Source organism: Chengkuizengella sediminis, from assembly GCF_010078385.1.
In the GTDB taxonomy this organism is placed as follows: domain Bacteria; phylum Bacillota; class Bacilli; order Paenibacillales; family KCTC-33759; genus Chengkuizengella; species Chengkuizengella sediminis.
This window is the reverse complement of the sequence record NZ_SIJC01000001.1, coordinates 584,006-608,759: the sequence shown is the minus strand read 5'-3', so window position 1 is coordinate 608,759 and position 24,754 is coordinate 584,006. Positions and strand designations below refer to the sequence as shown.

Annotated in this window: 21 protein-coding genes; 18 read left to right on the top strand and 3 right to left on the bottom strand. The window is 33.8% G+C overall.

Features of this window, described 5'->3' with window-relative positions:
- Positions 1-4 precede the first annotated feature (4 nt).
- From addB to EPK97_RS03000, 4 genes are all read left to right on the top strand, one after another.
- A complete protein-coding gene (gene addB, locus EPK97_RS03015) occupies positions 5-3,529 on the top strand; it encodes a helicase-exonuclease AddAB subunit AddB (protein WP_162035107.1) in 3,525 nt (1,174 codons plus the stop codon).
- The gene (gene addA / locus EPK97_RS03010; protein ID WP_162035106.1) at positions 3,526-7,362 is read left to right on the top strand and encodes a helicase-exonuclease AddAB subunit AddA; all 3,837 of its coding nucleotides are present in this window, start codon (positions 3,526-3,528) and stop codon (positions 7,360-7,362) included. The genes addB and addA overlap by 4 nt, the downstream gene beginning before the upstream one ends.
- A gap of 81 nt (positions 7,363-7,443) precedes the next feature.
- Positions 7,444-8,016: a hypothetical protein gene (locus EPK97_RS03005; RefSeq protein WP_162035105.1), complete on the top strand. Its 573-nt coding sequence runs from the start codon at positions 7,444-7,446 to the stop codon at positions 8,014-8,016.
- A gap of 288 nt (positions 8,017-8,304) precedes the next feature.
- Positions 8,305-9,396: a tetratricopeptide repeat-containing glycosyltransferase family 2 protein gene (locus tag EPK97_RS03000; RefSeq protein WP_162035104.1), complete on the top strand. Its 1,092-nt coding sequence runs from the start codon at positions 8,305-8,307 to the stop codon at positions 9,394-9,396.
- 119 nt (positions 9,397-9,515) lie between these two features.
- On the opposite strand, the gene EPK97_RS02995 is transcribed toward EPK97_RS03000, so the two are convergent.
- A complete protein-coding gene (locus EPK97_RS02995; protein WP_162035103.1) occupies positions 9,516-10,061 on the bottom strand; it encodes a hypothetical protein in 546 nt (181 codons plus the stop codon).
- 235 nt (positions 10,062-10,296) lie between these two features.
- On the opposite strand from EPK97_RS02995, the gene EPK97_RS02990 reads away from it, so the two are divergent.
- Complete coding sequence (locus tag EPK97_RS02990; RefSeq protein ID WP_162035102.1) at positions 10,297-11,379, top strand: right-handed parallel beta-helix repeat-containing protein; 1,083 nt, start codon at positions 10,297-10,299, stop codon at positions 11,377-11,379.
- A 114-nt stretch (positions 11,380-11,493) separates the two neighbouring features.
- On the opposite strand, the gene fadH is transcribed toward EPK97_RS02990, so the two are convergent.
- Complete coding sequence (gene fadH / locus EPK97_RS02985; RefSeq protein WP_162035101.1) at positions 11,494-12,258, bottom strand: 2,4-dienoyl-CoA reductase; 765 nt, start codon at positions 12,256-12,258, stop codon at positions 11,494-11,496.
- A 141-nt stretch (positions 12,259-12,399) separates the two neighbouring features.
- Positions 12,400-13,776 (bottom strand): NAD-dependent malic enzyme, encoded by a 1,377-nt coding sequence (locus EPK97_RS02980; protein WP_162035440.1) that lies wholly within the window; start codon positions 13,774-13,776, stop codon positions 12,400-12,402.
- A gap of 385 nt (positions 13,777-14,161) precedes the next feature.
- On the opposite strand from EPK97_RS02980, the gene EPK97_RS02975 reads away from it, so the two are divergent.
- The 13 genes from EPK97_RS02975 (at position 14,162) to EPK97_RS02915 (ending at position 24,747) form a co-directional block, all read left to right on the top strand.
- Entirely contained in the window at positions 14,162-14,506 is a 345-nt protein-coding gene (locus tag EPK97_RS02975; RefSeq protein WP_162035100.1) for a histidine triad nucleotide-binding protein, read from the top strand.
- Between the two features lie 109 nt (positions 14,507-14,615).
- Positions 14,616-14,789 carry a 30S ribosomal protein S21 gene (gene rpsU, locus EPK97_RS02970; protein ID WP_160646171.1) on the top strand — a complete coding sequence of 58 codons (174 nt, stop codon included), beginning with the start codon at positions 14,616-14,618 and terminating at the stop codon, positions 14,787-14,789.
- Positions 14,790-14,801: 12 nt separating this feature from the next.
- Positions 14,802-15,245, top strand: a complete 444-nt coding sequence (locus tag EPK97_RS02965) for a GatB/YqeY domain-containing protein (protein ID WP_162035099.1) — start codon at positions 14,802-14,804, stop codon at positions 15,243-15,245.
- 168 nt (positions 15,246-15,413) lie between these two features.
- Positions 15,414-16,754: an NfeD family protein gene (locus EPK97_RS02960; protein WP_162035098.1), complete on the top strand. Its 1,341-nt coding sequence runs from the start codon at positions 15,414-15,416 to the stop codon at positions 16,752-16,754.
- A gap of 40 nt (positions 16,755-16,794) precedes the next feature.
- Positions 16,795-17,784, top strand: a complete 990-nt coding sequence (gene floA / locus EPK97_RS02955) for a flotillin-like protein FloA (RefSeq protein ID WP_162035097.1) — start codon at positions 16,795-16,797, stop codon at positions 17,782-17,784.
- Between the two features lie 6 nt (positions 17,785-17,790).
- Positions 17,791-18,222 (top strand): hypothetical protein, encoded by a 432-nt coding sequence (locus EPK97_RS02950; protein ID WP_162035096.1) that lies wholly within the window; start codon positions 17,791-17,793, stop codon positions 18,220-18,222.
- Positions 18,223-18,501: 279 nt separating this feature from the next.
- A complete protein-coding gene (gene yqfC, locus EPK97_RS02945; protein ID WP_162035095.1) occupies positions 18,502-18,780 on the top strand; it encodes a sporulation protein YqfC in 279 nt (92 codons plus the stop codon).
- 27 nt (positions 18,781-18,807) lie between these two features.
- Positions 18,808-20,004: a sporulation protein YqfD gene (gene yqfD / locus EPK97_RS02940; RefSeq protein WP_162035094.1), complete on the top strand. Its 1,197-nt coding sequence runs from the start codon at positions 18,808-18,810 to the stop codon at positions 20,002-20,004.
- A gap of 88 nt (positions 20,005-20,092) precedes the next feature.
- Entirely contained in the window at positions 20,093-21,061 is a 969-nt protein-coding gene (locus EPK97_RS02935) for a PhoH family protein (RefSeq protein ID WP_240903667.1), read from the top strand.
- Between the two features lie 17 nt (positions 21,062-21,078).
- A complete protein-coding gene (locus EPK97_RS02930; protein WP_162035092.1) occupies positions 21,079-23,172 on the top strand; it encodes an HD family phosphohydrolase in 2,094 nt (697 codons plus the stop codon).
- Positions 23,150-23,641: an rRNA maturation RNase YbeY gene (gene ybeY / locus EPK97_RS02925; RefSeq protein WP_162035091.1), complete on the top strand. Its 492-nt coding sequence runs from the start codon at positions 23,150-23,152 to the stop codon at positions 23,639-23,641. The genes EPK97_RS02930 and ybeY overlap by 23 nt, the downstream gene beginning before the upstream one ends.
- Positions 23,638-24,321: a diacylglycerol kinase family protein gene (locus EPK97_RS02920; RefSeq protein WP_162035090.1), complete on the top strand. Its 684-nt coding sequence runs from the start codon at positions 23,638-23,640 to the stop codon at positions 24,319-24,321. Before ybeY ends, EPK97_RS02920 begins: the two co-directional genes overlap by 4 nt.
- Before the next feature lie 36 nt (positions 24,322-24,357).
- Positions 24,358-24,747: a cytidine deaminase gene (locus EPK97_RS02915; protein WP_162035089.1), complete on the top strand. Its 390-nt coding sequence runs from the start codon at positions 24,358-24,360 to the stop codon at positions 24,745-24,747.
- The last annotated feature ends 7 nt before the right edge of the window (positions 24,748-24,754 follow it).

Genomic DNA, 24,754 nt, shown 5'->3' with positions numbered 1-24,754 from the left:
TAGGTTGTCAGTTCAATTTGTAATTGGTAGAGCAGGGACTGGTAAAAGTCAGTTCTGTATAAATGAAATTAGTAAGGAGTTAAGAGAGAATCCAATGGGAGATCCTCTCATAATGTTAGTCCCTGAGCAGGTCAGCTTTCAAATGGAACATGCGATTGTCACAGCACCAGATCTAACTGGAATGATGCGTGCTCAGGTTTTAAGTTTTCGAAGACTAGCTTATCAAATTATGCAGGAGACGGGAGGTACAACACTTTCTCCTATAGATGATACAGGTAAAAAACTACTATTATATAAAATCTTAAAAGAACATACTAGTAAGTTGAAATGTTTTCATCAATCTGCCAGAAAGATTGGTTTTTTAGATGAGATAAATGATTTATTTAATGAATTTAAAAGATATTGTGTAACGTCTCCAAATATAAAAAAATATTTACAAAAATTTGAGGATCAGTTCAAAGGTGAAGACCAAACTTTTGAGGATAAATTACATGATATTCATTTGTTATATGAACATTATGAAAACTTGTTTCAATCACAATATATTGATGCAGAGGATTATCTAGATTTATTGGCCAACCAAATTAAAGATTCACAATACATAAAACAAGCAGAACTATGGGTGGATGGATTTCATGGTTTCACACCATTAGAATTTAAAATCTTAGGACAGATTCTTCAAACTGCAAAAAAAGTGAAGATAACACTTACAATTGATCAAGAATATCAAATACAGGATGAAACAAACGAATTACATTTATTCCATCCTACAGCTAAAACCATGATTCAACTGCAAAAAATGATTCAGGAATTTAATCTTCAACAAAAAGAAACAATCATATTAAATCAAACAAAACGTTTTATTAATAATGCACCTATTGCTCATTTAGAACAGCATATAGAAACAGGTCAAAAGTGGACAGGTCAAGATGTTAACGAACATATAGAATTACATGCTGCAGTTCATCGTAGAGCGGAAGTTGAAGGAGTAGCTCGTCAAATGGTTCAATTGGTGCGTGAACAAGATTATCGCTGGCGAGATTTTGCAGTATTAATAAGAAATATGCAGGATTATCAAGATCTCTTCGCTACTATTCTTTCAGATTATGAGATTCCGTATTTTATTGACGAAAAACGTGAAGTGATGAATCATCCATTAGTTGAATTCATTCGATCTGCGTTAGAAATCGTGAATTATTATTGGAAGTATGAAGCCGTTTTTCGCTGTATAAAAACAGGGTTTTTCCAGCCGATTGAGCAGTCGGATGATCATGAATCTCAATTTTATACATTTGATGAATTAGAGAACTATGTTTTAGCTTTTGGCATTCAAGGTTCTAAGTGGACAGATAACACGCCTTGGAAATATAAAATGAAATCACTAGAAGATGAAGAACAGTTCACAAATAAAAAAGAAGAAGCCCTGTTTTTTAAACGTTTGAATCTCACGAAAGACCTTGTAGTACAACCGATTCTAAAGCTTCAAAATCAAATGAGTAGGGCTAAAAAAGTACGTGAAAAAGTTTCAGCACTTTTTGAATTGATGGAATCTATGCATATTTATGAGAGATTGGAGCAATGGAGTATAGAAAGTTTAGAACAAGGAGAGACGGAGCAATCCAAAGTTCATACCCAAATATGGGGTAATGCAATGGATGTGTTTGATCAGCTAGTAGAAGTGATCGGTGAAGAAGAAATCACAAACGAATTATTTGCGGAGTTAATCGATACAGGATTAGAAGGGATAAAGCTGGGACTTGTTCCTCCATCTATAGATCAAGTATTAGTTGGAAGCATGGAACGCACACGCTCCAGTTTAATTAAATATAGTTTTTTGGTTGGGTTAAATGATGGCATTCTACCTGCGACAATGAAAGAAGATGGGATGTTAACTGAACATGAACGTGAATTTTTACTAGAGACTGGAATTGAACTAGCCCCTAACAGTAGAAAAAAACTAATGGAAGAACAATTCTTAATCTATACAACATTAACAACAAGTAATGATAAGTTATGGATTAGCTATCCTATGGCTGATGAAGAAGGGAAAACACTCTTATCCTCTGAGGTTGTATTTAAAATCAAAAAAATGTTTCCAGATCTTGAAACAAAACTTCTTTTAGCTGATCCATCTGGTTTAACTAATATGGATCAAATCATCCCATTTTTTGAGCACCCAGAGCGTGTTTTATCTTATTTGATGGTGCAATTACAGCAATGGAAAAATGGAATTCCGATATCTGATATATGGCAGCAAGTTTTTCAATGGTTTCATGTTAATGAAAAGTGGAAAGACAAATTGGAACGTTTATGTTACGGTGTTTTTTTTACAAATGAAGAGCAATCCTTATCGTTGGATACAGGTTTAAAAATATATGGGGATAAGTTATATTCCAGTGTGTCTCGAATGGAGAAGTTTATTTCATGTCCGTATGCGCACTTTGTTTCTTATGGATTACAATTAAAAGAAAGAAAAGTTTATCGTTTAGAAGCACCAGATATTGGACAGCTTTTTCATGCTGCGTTAAAGATGATTTCTGAGCAATTACTAGAGAGTAAGATGAAATGGTCTGATTTATCCAAAGAGGACTGTATTCAACGTGCACAACAAACAGTGGAGCTGTTATCTCCCAAGTTACAGAGTGAAATCTTATTCAGCTCTAAAAGGTATTTATACATTACAAAAAAATTAACTAACATTATCAGCCGAGCAACATTAATATTAAGTGAGCAAGCCAAAAGATCAGATTTTGAACCGATTGGTTTGGAAATCGATTTTGGTTTAAATGGCACATTACCCCCCTTAAAGCTAGAGTTAGATCAAGGATATGAAATGGAGATAAAGGGGAGAATCGACCGCGTTGATCGCGCTTATAATGATCAAGGGGTTTTACTCCGAGTTATTGATTATAAGTCAAGTGAAAAAACTTTAAATTTGTCAGAGGTTTTTTATGGTCTGTCCTTGCAAATGCTCACGTATCTAGATGTAATCATTACTCATTCTGAAAAATGGTTAGGGGAGCAAGCGAAACCAGCAGGTGTATTATATTTTCATGTACAAAATCCAATGTTGAGTTTATCAAATCACCTTTCCCCTGAACAAGCAGAAGAACAGTTGTTTAAACGTTTTAAAATGAAGGGCCTTTTGCTTGCAGATGAAGATATGGTGAAAAAGATGGACTTACAATTAAATAGTGGTCATTCAAATATGATTCCAGTAGCTGTTAAGTCTAAAGGTGGATTTTATAAAACATCTTCAGTTGTAGAACAAAAGCAATGGGAGCAGTTAAGAGGTTATACAAGACAAATGATGGTTAATATCGGTTCAGAGATTATGAATGGAAATGTTGGTATCAAACCGTATCGAATGGCTAAGAAAATGGCTTGTACTTATTGTGAATATAAATCGATTTGCCAATTTAATACTTTATATGAAAACAATGATTATCGTGAATTACAAATGAAATCCAATGATGAGGTATTAGCAACAATGGAGCAAGAAACTGAGGAAAGAGGTGAGTCGACGTGAATTCAGTACCAAAACCAAAAGGTAGTTTTTGGACAGAAGATCAATGGTTAGCCATTTCAACTAGAGGAGATAATGTACTCATTTCAGCAGCAGCTGGATCAGGAAAAACAGCTGTTCTTGTAGAACGCATTATACGTCTGATTTCTTCTGAAGAGGAGGGTATTGATGTCGATCGTTTGCTTGTTGCAACATTTACGAAAGCTGCTGCTTCAGAGATGAGACATAGAATTAGAGAAGCTTTGGAAAAAGAGTTATCCCAAAAACCTCACTCAGGGCATTTGAAAAAACAACTTACTTTAGTTCATAAAGCCAATATTACAACCTTACATTCTTTCTGTTTGGAAGTGATTCAGCAAAATTTTCAATCTATTCAAATGGACCCTAAATTCAGGATAGGTAATGATACAGAAACAGAATTAATTAGACAGGAAGTTTTAGAAGAACTATTTGAAAGACATTATGAGAACAGCCCTCCAGATAGTGAATTCTGGAAGCTTGTAGAAGCTTATACTGGAGAAAGGAACGATGATTTACTATTTCATTTAGTACTCCGTTTATATCATTACTCTCGAAGCCACCCATGGCCAGATAGATGGTTACAACAAATGGCAGATACATTTCAAACTGTAAGCAAACATCATAAAGATGACGACGTTGAACATGGTCAGTTATGGTTGCAAAGTTTAATACAAAGTGTGCAAATTGAATTAAATGGTATTTTAGAGTTGTTAAAAGAAGCGATAAAATTAGCAAATGAACCGAATGGACCTTTCGTTTATGTGGATAACATATTGGAAGACATTCAATTAGTTGAGCAACTATTATCTGCAGCTAATGAAAAGGATTGGAAACGATTATATCTTTCCTTTCAAAATATTCAATTTCTAAAACTCAAATCAACTAGGAATCAAGAAATAGATCCAAAATTACAAGATCAAGTGAAGGAACTAAGAAATGAAGCCAAGAAACTAATTGGTGGAATACGTGAGGAACTGTTTGAAAGATCACCAGAAACCTTTTATCAAGAATTGAAAGAAATTGCTCCACTTATGCAAGTACTGGTAAATCTGATTCAAGAATTTTCTGAACAATATCAACTTGCAAAAGCAGATAAAGGTTTAGTGGATTACGGGGATTTAGAGCATTTTTGTTTGCAAATTTTATGTGATGTAGATCATGACCTTTATGGTTTTCAACCTTCTCAGATCGCATTGAATTATCAAAGTTATTTTGAAGAGGTATTGATAGACGAGTATCAGGATACAAATATGGTCCAAGAAGCCATTTTATCTTTAATTTCCAAAGCTAAACCTGGTAATAGATTTATGGTAGGGGATGTAAAACAAAGTATTTATCGCTTTCGTTTAGCAGAGCCCGGATTATTTTTGGATAAGTATAATAAATATGAGAATGTGGATACAGCAGTCCAATATCAAAATGGAATTAAAATTGATCTTTCAAAAAACTTTAGAAGTCGTAAAGAAGTCATTAATGGAGTAAATTATATATTCAAACAATTGATGAATAAATCAGTGGGAGAGATGGCGTATGATGAGAAAGCTGCTTTAATTTATGGGGATGGTTTTTCTAAAATAGAACAACTAGGAGATGCTAACTCATCGATTCACATTCAGCTCATTGATAGATCATCTGAAGTAAATCATCAACAGGATATTGATCATGAGTCAGATTTATCTATATCTATTGATTCACAAGATTTAGAAACGGCTCAATTGGAAGCATTAAATATTATTAAACAAATTAAAAAAATAGTAGGTGAAAATGGAGAGCCTTTTTACGTCATAGATAAACAATTAGGAAATGCTCGTCCAGTAACATATAAGGATATCGTTATTTTACTTAGATCCACTCAACAATGGTCTCCCATTTTTACAGAAGAATTTAAAAAGGCAAACATCCCCTGTTATGCAGATTTGGATTCAGGTTATTTCGAAGCAGGGGAAGTAGAAGTGATGTTGTCTGTATTAAAAGTAATAGATAACCCTTATCAAGATATTGCTTTAGCGGCGGTTTTACGTTCTCCAATCGTTCAACTTTCTGCTGATGAGATGGCACTAATCCGTCTTGCTGATCCGAACCAGTCCTATTTTGAAGCGCTGCAGGTTTTTATAAATCAAGAGGAAAACAACGAGCATAAACTAAAGAAAAAATTGGATCAATTTTCAATTCAACTGGAAAGCTGGCGTATAAAAGCTAGACAAGGGTCCCTTTCCGATTTAATTTGGCATATTTATCGCGAGACACTGTTTTATGATATGGTAGGCGGAATGCCTGGAGGGATACAAAAACAAGCGAATCTTCGTTTATTATATGATCGAGCTAAGCAGTATGAAAAAACTTCTTTTAGAGGTTTGTTTCGTTTCTTAACTTTTATTAATCAAATGCGTGATCGTGGTGGAGACTTAGGAACAGCAAGAACAATAGGGGAACAAGAAAATGTGGTAAGGTTAATGTCCATCCATAAGAGTAAAGGTTTGGAATTTCCAGTTGTTTTTGTTGCGGGAATAAATAAAATGTTTAATTTTCAAGATTTGCACAATCCATTTTTAATGCATAAGCAGTTGGGTTTTGGTCCTAAATATATGGATATAACCAATAGAATATCATATCCTACATTGCCTAGCTTAGCTATTAAAAGAAGACTGCAACTAGAAATGTTAGCTGAAGAAATGCGTATACTTTATGTTGCATTAACACGTGCAAAAGAAAAACTATTTTTAGTAGGTACCGTTAAAGATTTGAAGAAGAAGTTATTGAAATGGCGTCCAATCATTGAAAATACTTCTCCACAGCTCCCTGATTATGTATTAGTCAAAGCTCGCTGCTATTTCGATTGGTTAGGTCCTGCATTAATACGTCATGATAATGCAAAACCAATGAGGGATTTATTAGACCATCATTTGGCACCTAGATTTAAAGAAAATAGTTATGATTCGGAATGGGAATTTGAGATTGTTCCTGCTCATGAATTAGTAGAGGAACAAAAAGAAGATGAATTAATGACAGAAACTAGAAATCTAGCGTCTCTTACTCACTTACAAAAATTTGAACATAAAACAGATTCAGGCATATTCGATTTGTTATCTTATAAATTTAATTGGAAAGATCAAAATAAATTATCTCAAACTTTGTTATCTAAAACCTCCGTTTCAGAAATGAAGAGGATTACTGAAATTAAGACAGAGATGATTTCTAAAAATGATGAAGAGACGATTAATTCTTTATTAAAACCATTCCCTCAAAAAAATAATTTAAAGAGAAGACCTCGATTTATGGAGCAAAAACAAGTGAATGCTGCAGAAAGAGGGACAGTGTATCATGCTATCATGCAGCACATTCCGATACATGAACCTATTTCTTTAAAGGTAATACAACAAACTATAGATCATCTATTAATGAAAAACATGATTTCTATAGAGCAAAGCGAACAGGTTGATATTTCTGTTATTCATACTTTTTTTCAAAGTGAATTAGGAACAAGGTTAAATTTGTCTAAAAGGTTCTACCGTGAAGTACCCTTTAGTTATGGACTACCTGCTAAAGATGTATATGGTAGTCGTGAAACTGGAACTTCTAGTGAAATTGTATTAGTACAAGGAATTATAGACTGCTTATTTTTAGAAAATGATCACTTTATACTCATTGATTATAAAACAGATGCGATTTATGGAAATAAATTAAATGAAATAAAAGAAAGATATAAAATGCAAATTGAAATGTATTCAAAAGCGGTAGAACACATATGGAAAATTCCTGTTTTAGAACATTACTTGTATCTTTTTGATGGTGCTCATACTGTAAAAATAAACTAGGTAAACACCCATTTTTAATCTTTTAGTAGCCTTTTGCCTACGGGTGAATATCATGGTTGGTGTAGGAGGTGTTTACTAAAAATGAATAATAATAATGCTGGGGTATCCCCTATATCAAATAACACAAATGCTGGGATATCCCCTATATCAAATAATAATGTAGCTCCAATATCAAAGGCAGGAGTATCTCCTGTGTCAAATGAAAATATAGGTCCGATATCAAAAAATGGAGTATCTCCAATATCAAATGAAAACATATCCCCTATGTCAAAAGCAGGTGTAGCACCATCACATATGAATGGTATGAAAGACGTTTGTTGTGAAAATATGCATCGATATGTCATGGTTGAAATGATGGATGGAACTACCCAAGATGGATTTGTTGAGGGTGCTGATGAGGAAAATTTATATCTAGCTTGTCCAAGATGTGAGAATGTAATGGCAGCTGAAGATCATATGATGCCAAACAACATGCATCACTCTCATCAATATCATCAATCTCACCATATGAGACAATTTGGTTATGGTGGGTTTGGTGGATTTGGATTTCCAGGATATGGGTATGGTTTCCCATATGGTAGAAGATTAGGTTTCTACAGAAGAATATTTCCTTTCGGCTTTATAAGAAGATTCGGCAGATTACCGTATTATTGATATATATTCATCTAAAGTAATTTATTAGGATAATTTAATAGTTATTTATTTTTTAGAGATTAGGTCAATTTGATTTAGTCTCTTATTTTTTTATTTGCGAATCATTTTATCCACTGATTTTCGTTATACACTACATGATTGTTCTTCTTTTGTTTTGTTGGTACCTAATGAATCATTTTCCATATATTAATATATAACATATCTCTACGAATGGAAATGTATAATTGAATATGATTTATGGGTTTTTGTAAAAGTAACTATGAACTTTTTGAGGCAGGAGAAGATAATATGGGGAGCGTTACAATTAGTCTTTGTATGATCGTAAAAAATGAAGAGGAAGTCCTTGGTCGATGTTTATCATCTGTCACTGATTTCGTAGATGAAATTATTATAGTGGATACCGGTTCAACGGACCGTACCAAAGAGATTGCAAAACAATACACGGACAAGATATATGATTTTGAGTGGGTAGATGATTTTTCCAAAGCGAGAAACTACTCTTTTTCAAAAGCGACAAAAGATTATATTATGTGGTTGGATGCAGATGACATTGTGCCAGAAGAAAGTCGTTTACAAATATTGGAGCTAAAAAATAACCAGATCAACAATCAAAAAATGGATTGTATTTTTATGGAATATCAATATTCATTTGATGCTGAAGGTATTTTAATCTCTACTCACCGTCGAGAGCGTATGGTAAAAAGAGAATGCAATTTTAAATGGGTAGGGCTAGTTCACGAGAGGCTTGAAGTTTCTGGAGAAGCATTTATAACCAATATTAATATAAAACATATGAAAAACAAGCCACATTCAGGTAACTATATAAAAATTTATGAAAAAGCGATGGAGCAAGGAAAGAAGTTAATTGCAAAAGATAAATTGCACTTTGCGAATGAATGTTTTGAATATAAACAATATAAAAAAGCGATGAAGTTGTATGAAGAAGTGTTGAACAGTAAAACAGTAATTAAAAATGAACAAATTTATGTCTATTTAAAGATTGCTGATTGTCATATCCAGTTTAATGAACTAGATCAAGCGATTACAAGTTGCCTGGATTCTTTCAAATTAGATTCACCTAAAGGTGAAGTTTGTTGCAGGTTAGGTTATATTTATTTACTAAAAAAACAGATTCATATGGCTATTGATTGGTATAAAATATCTTCTAACATTGATGTTTCAGGTGAAAGCACCTACACACAACAACCTTGTTATACATGGCTCCCACATACACAGTTGTGTGCTTGTTATATGTTGTTAGGTGAATTTGAAGAAGCAAAAAAATATAATGATATCGCAGCTAAATATATCCCTAATAGTTCTTATGTTAACACTAATGAGAGGTTACTAGAGGAAATGAAGTCTAAAGAGAACATGTAAAAAGTCATGCAGAATTACATCGTTAGCTAATGGGTGTATCGATAACGTTGTAAAGCTCAGAAGGATACTCCCCTATTTCGGGGAGTGAGGGAAAACCGTTTTTGTCTGTGACCATATTATTATGAGATGTAATCTTCAACTTTTGTAATATGGCATGTTGATATGGCAAGATGAGAAAGAGTACCTACAGAATCATTCATTAGAGTCACTATACCTTCTCCGACTTTTTCAATGATCCCCAAGTTGAAAAAGGTACCTCCTGATGTTGTTCCTATTCTACCATCATATTCAACTCTCACTGTTTTTCCAATCTTAGATTTTAATTCTTCTGTAGCAGGGTCTTCACAACAGCTACACTCACCTTTTTCATCCACTCGCACTGGTTTTAAAGTAAGATCAAAATTTGGGTCTGACAGGGTCCTTGCTCTGTCAATTCCTACTGCAGTGACATTACATATCGGATACGACCCATTAATAATGGCCCCTGATGCCTCTCTACTGGTTTTTGCTAAAAAATTATCTGCAGAATTGATTGTGACATAAACATCATTAACAAGAGAAGTAGTGGCAATTGCCACCGCACCTTCGCGATCCGTTAATTGTTGCATAACACATTGCATTGGACATACACAACAATCGCAGACACTTCGATCGAATTTACCCATGTTTTCACCTCCGTTCTAGATCAATTCTTGTTATTTTATGTTATAAGCACTTGACTAGATTGTGCGAATGACCAGATGAATACCTCTTTTATGTAAAATCCGCATTTGTCTGTATTAAAGAAATTGCTAGGTGTTTTATTAATTCTGGTACTTTAGATATGAGTCCACTCCTTTTTTTATGTTTTGAATATATTATATTAACTAATCAAACTAAAATAGAAAAGGAGTGGTATGTATGACTGTTTTTAATGTGCCTGACCCAATACCCACCATTACAGCTGCCCTTGCTATGGCAGGCCCAAATGACACAATTAGGATAGGGTCTGGAACTTTTCCTGAAGCTTTAATTATTGGTGGTGGCAAAGATGGTATAAGAATCATAGGATCAGGAGTTAAAACGATTATTGAGGGGAATAATGCTCTTACAACAGCATTTGATATTACCGGTTCACAATTAGTAACCATTGAATGCCTTACAGTTCAAAACTATACAAATGATGGAATTGAGATCAATACCAATAGTAATATTCTTAAAAATCTTTTAGTGACTGGAAATGGCGCAGAAGGAATCCATATAACAGCGGGAACTCACAATCTTATCATGGACGTTGAATCAATAGGAAACTCTAGTGATGGTATTGATTTAGATACTAATTTTAATTATTGTATCAATTGTATCGTGAAAGATAATGGGATTGATGGGATTTCAATTACTGCTGATTGTAATTTTATATTTAATAATTTAATTCAAGGAAATGGCGATGGGATTTTCACAACACCTGCAGCAACTGATAATTTGTTTATAAATAACTGCCTAATCAGTAACACAGATTCTGGTTTAGATGCTGAAGGCGATGGAAACTTAATTTATTGTAATCAAGCACTAAGTAATACGAATTTTGGTTTTGAATTCGAAGAAAACAATTTAGTGCTTGGCAATAAAGTAGCCAAAAATGGAGCAGATGGAATCATGACCGCTGATGGATCATCTGGGACTGACAATCGAATATTGAAAAATAAAATCATTCAAAATCTGATGAACGGTATAAATATTACAGGTATAGATAGTATTATAGACAACAATTGTGTTATAGATAATACTTTAGCAGGTATATTATTGTCGGCTACATCTGATAATAATGGAGTCCGTTCAAATTGTTTAGAAGGAAATAATCCGGATATACAGAATGATGGAGGACCAGCCAATGTCATTGATGAAAATAAATGTGAAACAAGTGTACCCGATGGACTTTGTGAAAACTGTGGATTCAACTCAATCAAAACAAAAGGTCGGTTTTTTACCCCACATTTCAAATGATATAGTTTGCTGTATATCTGCATAAAATTAGCCGTCTGAACATATTCAGACGGCTAAATGAAGTTTAGAATATTATTTTTTGAAATTATAATTTCTGTTCACTTTTTTGGTTGCTTAAAAAGGATGTTGATTCCATTGTTGTCCGCCATCTAATGTTATGCATTCGCCATTCATATAAAGAGCCTTGTCTGAGAACATGAAATAAGCTAATTCTGCTATTTCTTCAGGTTTTCCAACTCTTCTTAAAGGAATACTGTTTAATGTTCTTTTAGCTGCAGCTTCAGATTGGAATAGTTTTTCAGCTCCACCAGTTCTTTCTATTGGTCCTGGTGCGATAGCGTTTACACGAATGCCATAACTTCTACCCCATTCAACAGCTAATGTTCTAGTCATAGCAAGTACCCCTGCTTTAGCTGACGCTGAATGAATCACTCCTGGACCTGCGTCCCAAGCATACGTTGCAACAATGTTCAAAATGCTTCCTTGCATATGTCTATCAATCCAATATCTGCCTACCGCTGAACTGCAATAGAATGTTCCATTTAATACAATATTAATGACTGCATTCCAACCATTAACGGATAGATCCTCTGCCATACAAATGAAGTTTCCAGCGGCATTATTAACTAGAAAATCTATTCTACCAAAAGTTTGATCTGTTTTTTGTATCATTTGATCCACTTGATCTGGTTCTCGAACATCCATTTGAATACATAAAACCTGTCCATCATAAGTTTCAATTTCTTTTTTTGTTGCTTCTAATTTCTCTAGAGTTCGTCCTGTGATAGCGACCTTTGCACCTTCCTGAGCAAATTTTTGTGCCATATGTTTGCCCATTCCATTAGAACCACCTGTAACAATGACTACTTTATCTTTCATAGTTATTCCCCTTTCAATATTGTACAATTTTATATTTAGAGAAAATTCTCAGGAGCCCGATGTTCATGTGTATAAAATATATTTTTAATAGAGACCAGATTTATTTAAGATCTGGTCTCTAATGTTGAACGTTTTACATGTTTATTTACGAAACTGCTTTGGAATTTTGCGAGCTACGTTCGTATTTATAGCTGCTTCAATGACATTACTTCTGACTTTCTCTACAACCTTTTGATTGAAAACACTAGGGATGATGTAATAACTGTTTCTTTCTTCTTCTGATATAACTGATGCAATCGCTTCAGCGGCTGCTAGTTTCATCTCTTCGTTAACTTCTGTTGCTCTGCAGTCTAAAGCCCCTCTGAAAATACCAGGGAAAGATAATACATTATTAATTTGGTTAGGATAATCTGATCTTCCTGTCGCCATCACACCTACGATGTCTTCAATTTCTTTAGGATCAATTTCAGGTGTAGGGTTAGCCATAGCAAAAACAATCGGATCTGCCGCCATGTTTTCAACATCTTTCCTCTTTAAAATTCCTCCAGCAGATAATCCAATAAACACATCTGCATCCTTAATGACATCACTTAAGCTTCCACTTAATTGATTAGGATTTGTATTATCAGCATACCAATTCCACATTTCGTTATTATAGGATTGACTATTAACTAGTGCACCTTCACGATCGACACCAATAATTTCTTTTACTCCTGCCGCCATTAATATCTTGCTGCATGCTATTCCTGCAGCTCCAATTCCAGTAATCACTACTTTTATTTCATTTATTGATTTTTTCACAATTTTTAAAGCACTGATTAATGCAGCATATAACACAATCGCTGTTCCATGTTGATCATCATGGAAAACAGGAATATCTAACTCTTCATTTAATCTAGACTCGATTTCAAAACAACGCGGAGACGAAATATCTTCAAGGTTGATCCCACCAAATGTTGGAGACAGCGCTTTCACTATGCTAATAATCTCTTCAGTGTCTTGTGTATCTAAACAGATTGGAAATGCATCAACTTCAGCTAACTGTTTAAACAGCATCGCTTTACCTTCCATGACAGGCATGGCGGCATGAGGTCCGATATTACCTAAGCCTAAAACAGCACTTCCGTCAGAAATAACAGCTACTGTATTTTTTTTAATGGTTAATGTATGAGCCTTTTTCTCATCCTCATGAATGGCAGAACAGATTCGCGCTACTTCGGGTGTATACACACGGGATAAATCCTCACGATTTTTAATCGGTGTTTTTGGTTGCATTTCAATTTTTCCACCTAAATGCAGTAAAAAGGTTCGGTCAGATACGTGAATTATTTTTGCACCCTTTAATAATTTTACCCGATCAATGATTTCATTAATTTGAGTTGTTTCAGAAACGGTAACAGTAAGGTCACGGACTGTAATTTGTCTATCTGTTTGTATGACATCAATCGCAATAACATCTCCACCTGATTCTGATATAGCGGTTACTACTCTACCAAATTTGATTTCTTCTGTATCCATTTCGATACGGAGTATGATGCTTTTCCCACCTAGGTCTCTACTTGACACGATGATTTCCTCCTAATTCCAATCCATTAATTTTAGATAAAAAAGATAATTATCTTTTTTATAACTTAAGAATTTATAAATTTTTCAAATTCTAAGATAAGAGCTTTTGTTTAATTTTCTCTTAAAAATTCGTATTAATCAATAATAAATAATATGGATTATATATATTATATAACATATATAACTAATATCTAGTTGATTCCTTCAAATTACTAATAGAACTAAAATATCAATATGAACAAAAAAATTAATTGGCATCAAAAATTTGTAAATATTGGACTCTGTATGATTTTTTCGATATGATTAATATTTAATATGTACTTAGGAGGTGATTGAAATGGATTGTATTTTTTGTAAAATTGTCAAAGGGGAGCTTCCTTCAAAAAAGGTATTTGAAAGTGAACAAATTGTAGCTTTTCACGATATACAACATGATGCACCTGTACATATATTGTTTATTCCGAAAAAACATATTCCATCGATGAATGATATTACAGCAGAAGATGCAGATGCGATTTCAGAAATTCATCTAGCAATAAAAAAAGTTGCTAAGGAATTGGATATACATGAAAGTGGGTACAGAATCGTTAATAACTGTGGTAATGACGGGGGACAATTGATTCCTCATTTGCATTATCACTTGCTTGGTGGAGACAAATTAGGACCACTAAATGCAAAATAATTTGTTTTAACAATAAGTGATAGGTTGACACTATCTTCTAATATAACATATAATTTTTATGATAAGCCGTTTTTATGTTGGACGGTCTGTTTGGAGGGAGGGAAAACTGGTGTCTGAAACTAAAGTTCGTAAAAATGAATCACTAGATGCAGCACTTCGTCGTTTTAAACGTTCTATGGCAAAAGATGGAGTGATTGCTGAAATAAAAAAACGTAAACATTATGAGAAACCTAGTGTTAAACGTAAAAAGAAATCTGAGGCTGCGCGTAAGAGAAAGTTCTAGGGGGATTTTTAAATGAGTTTAAGCGAAAGATTAACTACGGATATGAAACAAGCAATGAGAGATAAAGAAAAATTAAAACTTACCGTTATCAGAATGATTCGTTCAGCAATCAAGGATGTAGAGATTAATGAACGAAGAACACCAGATGATAACGATGTGCTTGCTATCATTTCTCGTGAGATAAAACAAAGAAAAGATTCCCTCCAAGAATTTAAAAACGCAGGTAGAGATGATCTTGTAGAAAAATTAGAAGCAGAAATCAATATCATTAATGAGTACCTTCCGCAACAGCTAAGCGAAGAAGAAATTATCGAAATTGTTCAACAGACCATCCAAGAAGTTGGGGCTTCTTCAAAAGCGGACATGGGCAAAGTGATGGGTGCACTCATGCCTAAAGTAAAAGGTCGTGCTGATGGCAAGATAGTGAATCAAACTGTTCAAAACTTTCTACAATAAAAAAATTAATGAAGTTATTTTTGAATAAAAAGAAACAAAAGACATCTCCTAATGGAGGTGTCTTCGTTTTATACTTTCATTTATAAGGATCTTTTTATTGAAACCTGATCAATACATTTACGTATTAAGTGAATATGAGTTATCATTAAACCGAAAGGAGGAATATCATTGAAACGGAATTTATTTAGGCTTATTTATATAAGCGCTTTAATTTGTTTCATATTATCATCTTTTATTTCAATACAAGCCAAAACAAATGATCCTACAAAAGATTTGGTTTATGTCATTCCAATTGAACAAAGTATCGAGTCAGGTTTACAAAAGTTTCTAGAGCGTGCTTTTGATGAAGCATATGAAAATGGTGCAGATCAAATCATATTAACTGTGAATACATTTGGTGGTTTAATTACCGATGCAATTGATATAGGTGAAATGATAAGAATGAGTCCTGTACCTACTACCGCTTATATACAAGGAAAGGCACTTTCGGCTGGAAGTTATATTTCACTTAATGCTAATCAAATTATGATGCAGCCGGGTAGCTCCATTGGTGCAGCTGCGGTTGTAGATCTTGCAGGAAATAAAATCGAAGATTCTAAGGTCATTTCAGGATGGTTGAGCTCTATGAAGGGCGCTGCAGAATTAAATGGCCGTAATCCTGAATATGCAATGGGTATGGTAGATGATAACTTGATTATCAACGTAACTGAAATTGATCGCACCTTTGGTAAAGGAGAATTAATCTCTTTTTCTGCTAAAGAAGCCGTACAAGCGGGATATGCAGAGGGTGAAGCGAGAAATATTAATGAAGTTTTGGAGAACTTAAATATTGTGGATTACGAAATTGTTGAAATAAATCAGTCTCCTGCAGAAACATTGGCAAGATTTGTTACAAACCCTATAGTAATGAGTTTATTATTACTTGTTGGTCTTGTAGGTGTTGCTTTTGAAGTGTTAATGCCTGGTTTTGGGTTCCCTGGAATAATTGGCGTGAGCGCTTTTGCATTATATTTCTTTGGTCATTATATTGCTGGTTTTGCTACAATTGAGCATGTTCTTTTATTTGCAGCAGGTGTGGTATTATTACTAATAGAAATATTTGTTCCAAGTTTTGGGGTTTTTGGGATCTTAGGTATTGTTTCTTTAACAAGTAGCGTAATATTAGCCGCTTCAAACACAGGAAACGCTATGTTATCACTCATCATAGCTATGGTGACGGCTATTGTTGTAATTGCTATTTCCATTAAATATTTAGGTCACAAAGGGATTTGGAATCGTTTTATTTTACGGGAATCTCTTACAAGTGAAGAGGGATTTAATTCAACCGAATTAAAGGGAAATTTAGTTGGTGTGAAAGGCGAGACACTAACTCCTTTGCGCCCATCTGGGATGGCGAGATTACAAGAGGAAAGAGTGGATGTAGTTACAAGAGGAGAGTTTATTGATAGGAATGCGAAAGTTGTTGTTGTAAAAGTAGAAGGAACACGAATTGTAGTTAGGGAAGTGTAAAACAATATTCATTTTGATTAAATTTTAGGAGGTTATTATTATGGCAGGTCTAGACCCTTTAGTAATTTATCTGGTTTTAGGTGCTTTGATTGTAATTGTTATATCTGTATTTTTAAGTTTTGTGCCTATTATGCTTTGGATATCCGCACTCGCATCAGGAGTGAAAATCGGTATTTTCACTTTAGTAGCGATGAAAATTCGTAGAGTTGTTCCAAGTCGCATAGTAAACCCTATGATTAAAGCAACAAAAGCTGGATTAGGATTATCCATCAATCAGTTGGAAAGTCATTATTTAGCTGGTGGTAATGTGGATCGCGTTGTAAATGCTTTAATTGCAGCGCAAAGAGCAAATATAGACCTTGTATTTGAAAGAGCAGCTGCGATCGATTTAGCTGGACGTGATGTACTACAAGCAGTACAAATGAGTGTTAATCCGAAAGTGATTGAGACACCACTAGTAGCAGCTGTTGCAAGTGATGGAATTGAAGTTAAGGTTAGAGCTCGTGTTACAGTTCGTGCCAATATAGATCGTTTAGTTGGTGGTGCTGGTGAAGAAACCATTATTGCCAGAGTTGGTGAAGGAATTGTAACTACAGTAGGTTCAGCTAGTTCTCATAAAGAAACATTGGAGAATCCTGATACCATTTCTAGAGTAGTTCTAGAAAAAGGGTTAGATTCTGGTACAGCCTTTGAGATTTTATCTATAGATATTGCTGACGTAGATGTAGGTAAAAATATTGGTGCAAATTTACAAACTGAACAAGCGGAAGCGGATAAACAAATTGCTCAAGCGAAAGCCGAAGAAAGACGTGCCATGGCAGTTGCTCAAGAGCAAGAAATGAAAGCTAAAGTAGAAGAGATGAGAGCTAAAGTAGTAGAAGCAGAATCCAAGGTACCTCTTGCTATGGCAGATGCATTAAGAGATGGGAAGCTTGGTGTCATGGATTATATGAATCTGAAAAATATTGATGCAGATACAAATATGCGCGATTCATTTGGAAAATCTACAGACCCTGATAAAACGGAGTGATGACGCATGGATTTTAAGTTTATCATAGCGATCATAGCATTTTTTGTCATTAGCAATCTATTCAGAAAGCTTAGTAAACAAGTTCAAACGAATAGAATGCCGACTTTCGGAGGGTCTGATGATGAAGGACCCATGAATTTGGAACCAACTGAAATTGAACATACGATTGTAATGGAAGAAAGGAAAAATGAAAAGCCAATTCACTCTTTTAATTCAACAAATTTGGGTGAACACAAGGTTTTGATGGAAAAATATCAAACATCAAGTAGTGGGTTTGGGAATGAAATCTTGAATAACCCAAGTATAACACCTAAAAAAAAGAATGAAGTTTTAGAAAAAAAGGGGCTTAATCCTAATCAGGCTATACAAGGTATGATGTGGTCTGAAGTTTTTGGTCCACCTAGAGCAAAAAAAACTTACAGATATCCACAAAAGTAGGATTCAGGGACTCAGGAACAAAAATACCCAAAAATGTGAAGTGAACTGTGTTCTACAAATAAGTAGAGGAAAATAATATCCTTTTTAAGGATAAAAAATTTCCCTCTACTTTTTTTTCTCATATTAATTGAGCTTACTGATGAATTATGAGTTAACCTGTTTGTCATCTCTTTAATACTCTTTCCTAACTTAGTATCTTGTGTCATAATTCTCCATTTCGTTTCATATCGATTTGTATATGGTTATAGTTGTGTGCTGACCCTTTAAAGGAGGGGCTTTATGAGCCGCATTAAAAAAAAGCTACGAAAATTTACAGCAAATGTTCTTGACTTACCGAAGGATGTCATATTTGATTTGCCAAGAATAACGATGATTGGAAATATGCAACTGTATGTAGAAAATCATAAAGGTGTTCTTCAATTTACAAGTGAGAAATTAACTTTGAAGTTAGATGTAGGTAAGTTAGAAATTAAAGGTAAGGAACTTGTGATTAGAGCCATTTTGTCAGAGGAAGTATTTATCGAAGGAGTTATCGAAGATGTTGATTACATTCAGTAGATATTAAGATTTTAAGGGGGGAGAAAGGTGCAATACCAACTTATTACATATTTTAAGGGTCATGTTAAAATTGAAGTAAGAGGAAAAGATATAGAAAGGCTTATGAATGAGCTTATTCTAAATAAAATAAAAATTTGGGATGCAAGAAGAGTATCTGAGGGCTCAATTGAATTTCATATCCAATTGAATGATTTTTTTAAGCTTCGCCCGTTTTTAAAAAAGACAGGCTGTAGAATGAGTGTATTAAAACGATTTGGTGCGCCATTTTTTTTAAATAAATTTTTGAAGAGAAAATTTTTTATTTCTGGCATTGCATTGTTCTTAATAGGAATTTATATTTTATCAACGATGGTCTGGAATATAGAAGTGATAGGTAATGATAATTTAAGCTCCGAACAGATTTTGGAAGAAGCAGAGGCGTTGGGTATACATAAATATCAATTTAAATTTAAAATGGACGACCTAGATATCGTTTCGAAGGAGCTAACAAGAAATCTGCCAGAGAGTAGCTGGATCGGTGTAACAATGAAAGGAACAAAAGTTCAAATTAAGGTTGTTGAGTCAACTATCCCTGATGAGCCCCCATTACTAAACCCTAGAAATCTTGTATCAAATTCTGATGCCATCATTACTGAAATCTTTGCAGAAAAGGGAAACCCTTTAGTCAAGGTTAATTATCGAGTGAAAAAAGGGGATGTTCTTATATCTGGTGTTATAGGTGACGAAGAGAATCAAGAAATTGTTGTTGCCAAAGGAAGAATCAGAGGTTTGGTCTGGTATGAATATAACGTTAAAGTTCCTTTAAAACAAGAAGTGAAAGTTTATACAGGGAGTGTAGTGGATAGAAAATATTTAGTTTTTGGAAATCGAGCTTTAAAAATAAGGGGTTTTGGAAGTTTGGAATTTGAAAAATCTGAAAATATACTGTCTAAACATATGCTTGGTTGGAGAGAATATCCTTTACATATCGGATGGATGGATGAAAAAGTGCTGGAATCTGAAGTAATGGAAAGAGAATTAAGTTTGGAGGAAGCACGATCTGTTGGAATCCAACAGGCAAAATCGGATATTCTTTTTAGTACAGGAGTTGAATCTAAAATACAAGCACAAAATATGATTGAAGCAAAGGAAAAAGATGGGGTTGTATATATGAAAATCCTTTTTGAGGTAGAACAGGATATTATGACTGAACAACCTATTACTGAATTTAATGAAATATTTTAGAATATATTGTTGCAATCCTCTACAGTTATCAGATACACTTGGACATATAGATATATAGCTTTTACACTTACTAAGGAGTATGAGATATTTGATTGAACACAAAAACAAAGAATCTATAAAATTAGAAGATACATCGGAAGCATTATCTTTATTTGGACCACACGATAAATTTTTGAAGATTATTGAGCAGCATAGTGACTCGAAAATACTATCTAGGGAAGCTGAAATCTCCATTGAAGGTAATGCGAATGAAGTTGCATATTTAAAACATTTGTTTGAAGTTTTACTTGATTTAATTCGGAGCGGATATACACTTTCAGAAAGAGATATATTGTATGCTCTTGAATTAAGCAAAAAGTTCCAAGCGGATCAGTTACTTGAATTATATAAAAATGAAATAACTACAACCTTTAAAGGAAAGCCAATTCATATTAAAACCATTGGACAGAACCATTATGTTTCTGCGATAAAAAAGAAGGACATCGTATTTGGGATCGGTCCAGCTGGTACTGGAAAAACTTATCTTGCAGTAGCTTTGGCAGTTAAAGCTTTGAAAATGGGTGATGTTAAAAGAATCATTCTTACACGTCCTGCTGTTGAAGCAGGCGAAAGTTTGGGTTTTTTACCAGGAGATCTACAAGAAAAGGTAGACCCTTATTTAAGACCACTGTATGACGCTTTACATGATATTTTAGGTGCAGATCAAGTTGTAAAAGCAATTGAAAGAGGAATTATTGAAATTGCTCCTCTTGCTTATATGAGAGGGCGTACATTAGATGACTCATTTATCATATTAGATGAGGCACAAAATACAACGCCTGAACAAATGAAAATGTTTTTAACGAGACTTGGGTTTGGATCGAAAATGGTCATAACAGGTGATAAAACACAAATTGATTTACCTAGAGGGAAAAAATCTGGTTTAATCGAAGCGGAAAAGGTATTAAATAATATTGAGGAAATTGGATTGATCCAATTTACAGAACAAGATGTTATTCGCCATTCTTTAGTACAACAAATAATTGTGGCCTATCAGAACTATACGAATTTGGAATAAGAGGGGCTGAACATTTCATGATTTCTACAAAATCCAGTGAGAAAAAACAAGCCTTCATTAATGGTTGGAAACAAAGTAAACTGGTTAGGGTGTTTCTTTACTTCATCTTAATATTAGTTTTCTTTTTATCCGCCTTTCAACATGTAATTGTCCCAGATAAAAATATGGGGGATACTACTTCAGAGAAGGATTTAAATCAAGATACTCCTATTTATACTGAGTATTCTATTAATCCATTGGATTTTTTAGATCTTATATTTGACAAGCTAGAGCAAATTAATTTAGATGCTACGTTAACTGACGAAGAAAAAACAGAAATTTATAGATTGTATTTTTTTGAAGAATACAATAAATTTGTTGAAGATAATGTGAAAAAAATGCAGGAATCTGAAGATTCCCTAGATGCATCTTTTATACAGGAAATAGAGAAACAACTTTTAAATCAACAGTATGTTTTTCCTGTGGAAGCATTTTTTAAACTCCCCCGTTTGAGTCAGGCGGAAATCATAAAGATGAGTCCAGTGGCTGAAAGCATCGTTAATAATTTAATGAAAGAGCAAATAAAAGAAGCGGATATCATCCGTGGAAAAGTTGCAGAGATGGTCAATGCTTCAAATTTAAGTGATGATGATTCAAGGGTACTGGTTACTGAAATTGCTCGATTTAGTATATTTCCTAATTATTTCTATGATGCTGCTGCGACAAAAGAGGCTTTATCTTCCACTAAAACAACAGGAACAAATTACTTACAGGTGATTGGATTAATATTACTTGTCATATTATTTGTAATCTTTTTGTACATGTATATTAAACAAAGTAGTTTACAAATTCGAAATAATAATGTTCAACTATTAATGTTGGTATTTATATTTATCATTAATTTGTTGGGCATGAAGATAGTAGCTCTAGGACACAATTTAGATTATCCATATCTTGGATTTTTAGCACCTGTGGCAATGGGGAGTATGTTAATTGCAATTTTGTTAGATTATAAACTTGCATTTATTTCCTCTATAATATTTAGTGTTTTTGCCAGCATCATTTTTAATTTTGAAAATCAAATGTTTTTGTTTGATTATAGATATGGTCTAGTTGCCTCCGTCATTTGTTTCACATCCATTTTTGCAGTACATAAAGCAAGTCAAAGATCGAGTATATTAAAAGCAGGTATATTTATAACTATAGCCGCATGCACAAGTATTACTGCTATATTTTTAATAACAGGTGAAAACGTAATTTCTAATTATATATTTTCAATGACTTTTGCTCTTATGAATGGTTTATTAACGGCTGTATTTGTGATAGGAATACTACCATTTTTTGAGGCAGCTTTTGGCATTCTTTCACCAGTTAAATTAGTGGAGTTATCTAACCCTAATCACCCATTGTTAAGGAAACTTTTGACTGAAACCCCAGGAACCTATCATCATAGTGTCATGGTTGCAAATTTATCAGAAGCAGCTGCAGAATCCATTGGAGCAAATGGTTTATTATGTAGGGTAGGTTCATTTTATCATGATGTAGGAAAAACGAAGCGACCAAATTATTTTATCGAAAATCAAGTAAATAGTGAAAATCCACATGATACAATAGATCCTGATTTAAGTAAGTCAATCATTATATCTCATGCTCGAGATGGGGTAGAATTGTTAAAAGAGTATAAAATGCCTAAGTCGATCTGTGATATTGCAGAACAGCACCATGGTACAACATTACTAAAATATTTTTATTTTAAAGCAAAAAAACAACAAGAATTAGAAGGGGATCTAGAAGAGGAAATTCAAGAATCCGATTTTCGTTATCCTGGACCTAAAGCACAATTTAAAGAGGCTGCAATTGTTGGTTTATGCGATTGTGTAGAAGCAGCAGTACGATCATTATCAAACCCTACAATGGATCAAATTAATACAATGGTTGATAAAATCATAAAGGATCGATTAGAGGATCATCAATTAAATGAATGTGACTTAACGCTTAAAGAAATTGATACCATCGCTAAATCACTAAAAGAAACTTTACTTGGGATTTTCCATTCAAGGATCGAATATCCTGAATTACCAAGTCGAGATAAAAAAGGAGTCACAAAAGATGAAGCTACAGTTAGCTTGTAGTAACGATCAGAACGAAATTGAAATAACAGAGGAATGGATACAAAAATTAGATGAATTATTACAAGTAGCAGGTAAAATTGAAAACATTTCATCTGGTGAAGTGACATTAACTTTTGTCGATGATAAGGCTATTCATCAATTAAATAAGGAATATAGGGGCATAGATCGCCCGACAGATGTACTTTCCTTTGCTATGCAGGAGTCTGGGGTCGAAGAGACTGAGATTTTTTATGAAGATGATGTTGAAATAGATGAATTAAGTACAATGCTTGGAGACGTGGTTATTTCAGTAACAACAGCAAAAAGGCAAAGTGAAGAATATGGACATTCCTTGCAACGAGAAATAGGTTTTTTGTTCGTACACGGATTTCTTCATCTAGTAGGATACGATCATCAGGATGAACAATCAGAAAAAGAGATGTTTAATAAACAAGAACGAATCTTGCAAGAAGCAGGATTAACAAGATGAACAGGTGGCTCCACAGTTTTAAATATGCATATGAAGGTTTAAGTTATGCTTATTCAACTCAAAAAAATATGAGATTTCATTTTTTTGCTGGAATCATCGTACTTATTTTTGCTATTTATTTTGAATTACCTCAGTTGGAAATCCTTTTTGTATGTACAGTGATTTGTTTAGTTATCGTAATGGAATTAATAAACACAGCGATTGAAAAAACGATAGATCTGACTGTAAAAGATAAGCATCCTATTGCTAAAATTGCAAAAGATGTTGCCGCAGCTGCTGTATTAGTATCTGCGGTTTTTGCTGTAATTGTTGGTCTAGTCGTGTTTTATAATCCCATACTAATTTGGATCAATGGCGAGTTTGTGAAAACTCATGAAATCTCGAGAGTAATAACATTAGTAGTGCTTAGCTTGGTATTTTTGTGTACAATAGTAATTCAACAAACTATATTCAATAAAAAAAACACAACTCAAATTAATCTAATGTCAGCTTTAAATGCTTCCGCACTTACGATGGTTGTATTAAGTGATACAAATGCAATTCATATACTACTAACATGTTTTATATCTATACTGCTTGTATCAGTTTTATTAGCTCAAAAAGAAATAAAGATAAGTTCCATTTTATATGGGGGAGTATTAGGTACCATCCTGACATTGTTTATTTATTTTTTTATATAGGGTAAAGTAAAAAAAAGATATTTGGAGGAGAAAAATATGGATAAGGAAACCTTAATTAAAAAAGCAATTGAAGCTATGGATAGTGCATATGCACCGTATTCCAATTTTAGAGTAGGTGCTGCATTATTAAGTGATGATGGTGTCATACATATCGGTTGTAATGTTGAAAATGCTGCATATGGCCCTACTAACTGTGCAGAAAGAACGGCAATGTTTCGTGCGATTGCAGATGGGTATAAACCTAAATCATTTAAAGCGATAGCTGTTGCAGGAGATACAGAAGATCCAATAAGCCCTTGTGGTGTCTGTCGACAAGTATTAGTGGAATTATGTTCTGAAAAAATGCCAGTGATATTAGTAAATCTAAAAGGTGATCAATTAGAAACAACCGTTTCTGAATTGTTACCGGGAGCATTTCAACTTTAGGAGGAAT

Coding starts and splice junctions, on each gene's coding strand:
- EPK97_RS02920 (WP_162035090.1), top strand. CDS start 23,638: ATGAACAGGTGGCTCCACAGTTTTAAATATGCATATGAAGGTTTAAGT.
- EPK97_RS02995 (WP_162035103.1), bottom strand. CDS start 10,061: ATGGGTAAATTCGATCGAAGTGTCTGCGATTGTTGTGTATGTCCAATG.
- EPK97_RS02950 (WP_162035096.1), top strand. CDS start 17,791: ATGGATTTTAAGTTTATCATAGCGATCATAGCATTTTTTGTCATTAGC.
- EPK97_RS02975 (WP_162035100.1), top strand. CDS start 14,162: ATGGATTGTATTTTTTGTAAAATTGTCAAAGGGGAGCTTCCTTCAAAA.
- floA (WP_162035097.1), top strand. CDS start 16,795: ATGGCAGGTCTAGACCCTTTAGTAATTTATCTGGTTTTAGGTGCTTTG.
- EPK97_RS02930 (WP_162035092.1), top strand. CDS start 21,079: ATGATTTCTACAAAATCCAGTGAGAAAAAACAAGCCTTCATTAATGGT.
- yqfC (WP_162035095.1), top strand. CDS start 18,502: ATGAGCCGCATTAAAAAAAAGCTACGAAAATTTACAGCAAATGTTCTT.
- ybeY (WP_162035091.1), top strand. CDS start 23,150: ATGAAGCTACAGTTAGCTTGTAGTAACGATCAGAACGAAATTGAAATA.
- EPK97_RS03005 (WP_162035105.1), top strand. CDS start 7,444: ATGAATAATAATAATGCTGGGGTATCCCCTATATCAAATAACACAAAT.
- EPK97_RS02980 (WP_162035440.1), bottom strand. CDS start 13,776: ATGGATACAGAAGAAATCAAATTTGGTAGAGTAGTAACCGCTATATCA.
- fadH (WP_162035101.1), bottom strand. CDS start 12,258: ATGAAAGATAAAGTAGTCATTGTTACAGGTGGTTCTAATGGAATGGGC.
- EPK97_RS02965 (WP_162035099.1), top strand. CDS start 14,802: ATGAGTTTAAGCGAAAGATTAACTACGGATATGAAACAAGCAATGAGA.
- EPK97_RS02990 (WP_162035102.1), top strand. CDS start 10,297: ATGACTGTTTTTAATGTGCCTGACCCAATACCCACCATTACAGCTGCC.
- EPK97_RS03000 (WP_162035104.1), top strand. CDS start 8,305: ATGGGGAGCGTTACAATTAGTCTTTGTATGATCGTAAAAAATGAAGAG.
- EPK97_RS02915 (WP_162035089.1), top strand. CDS start 24,358: ATGGATAAGGAAACCTTAATTAAAAAAGCAATTGAAGCTATGGATAGT.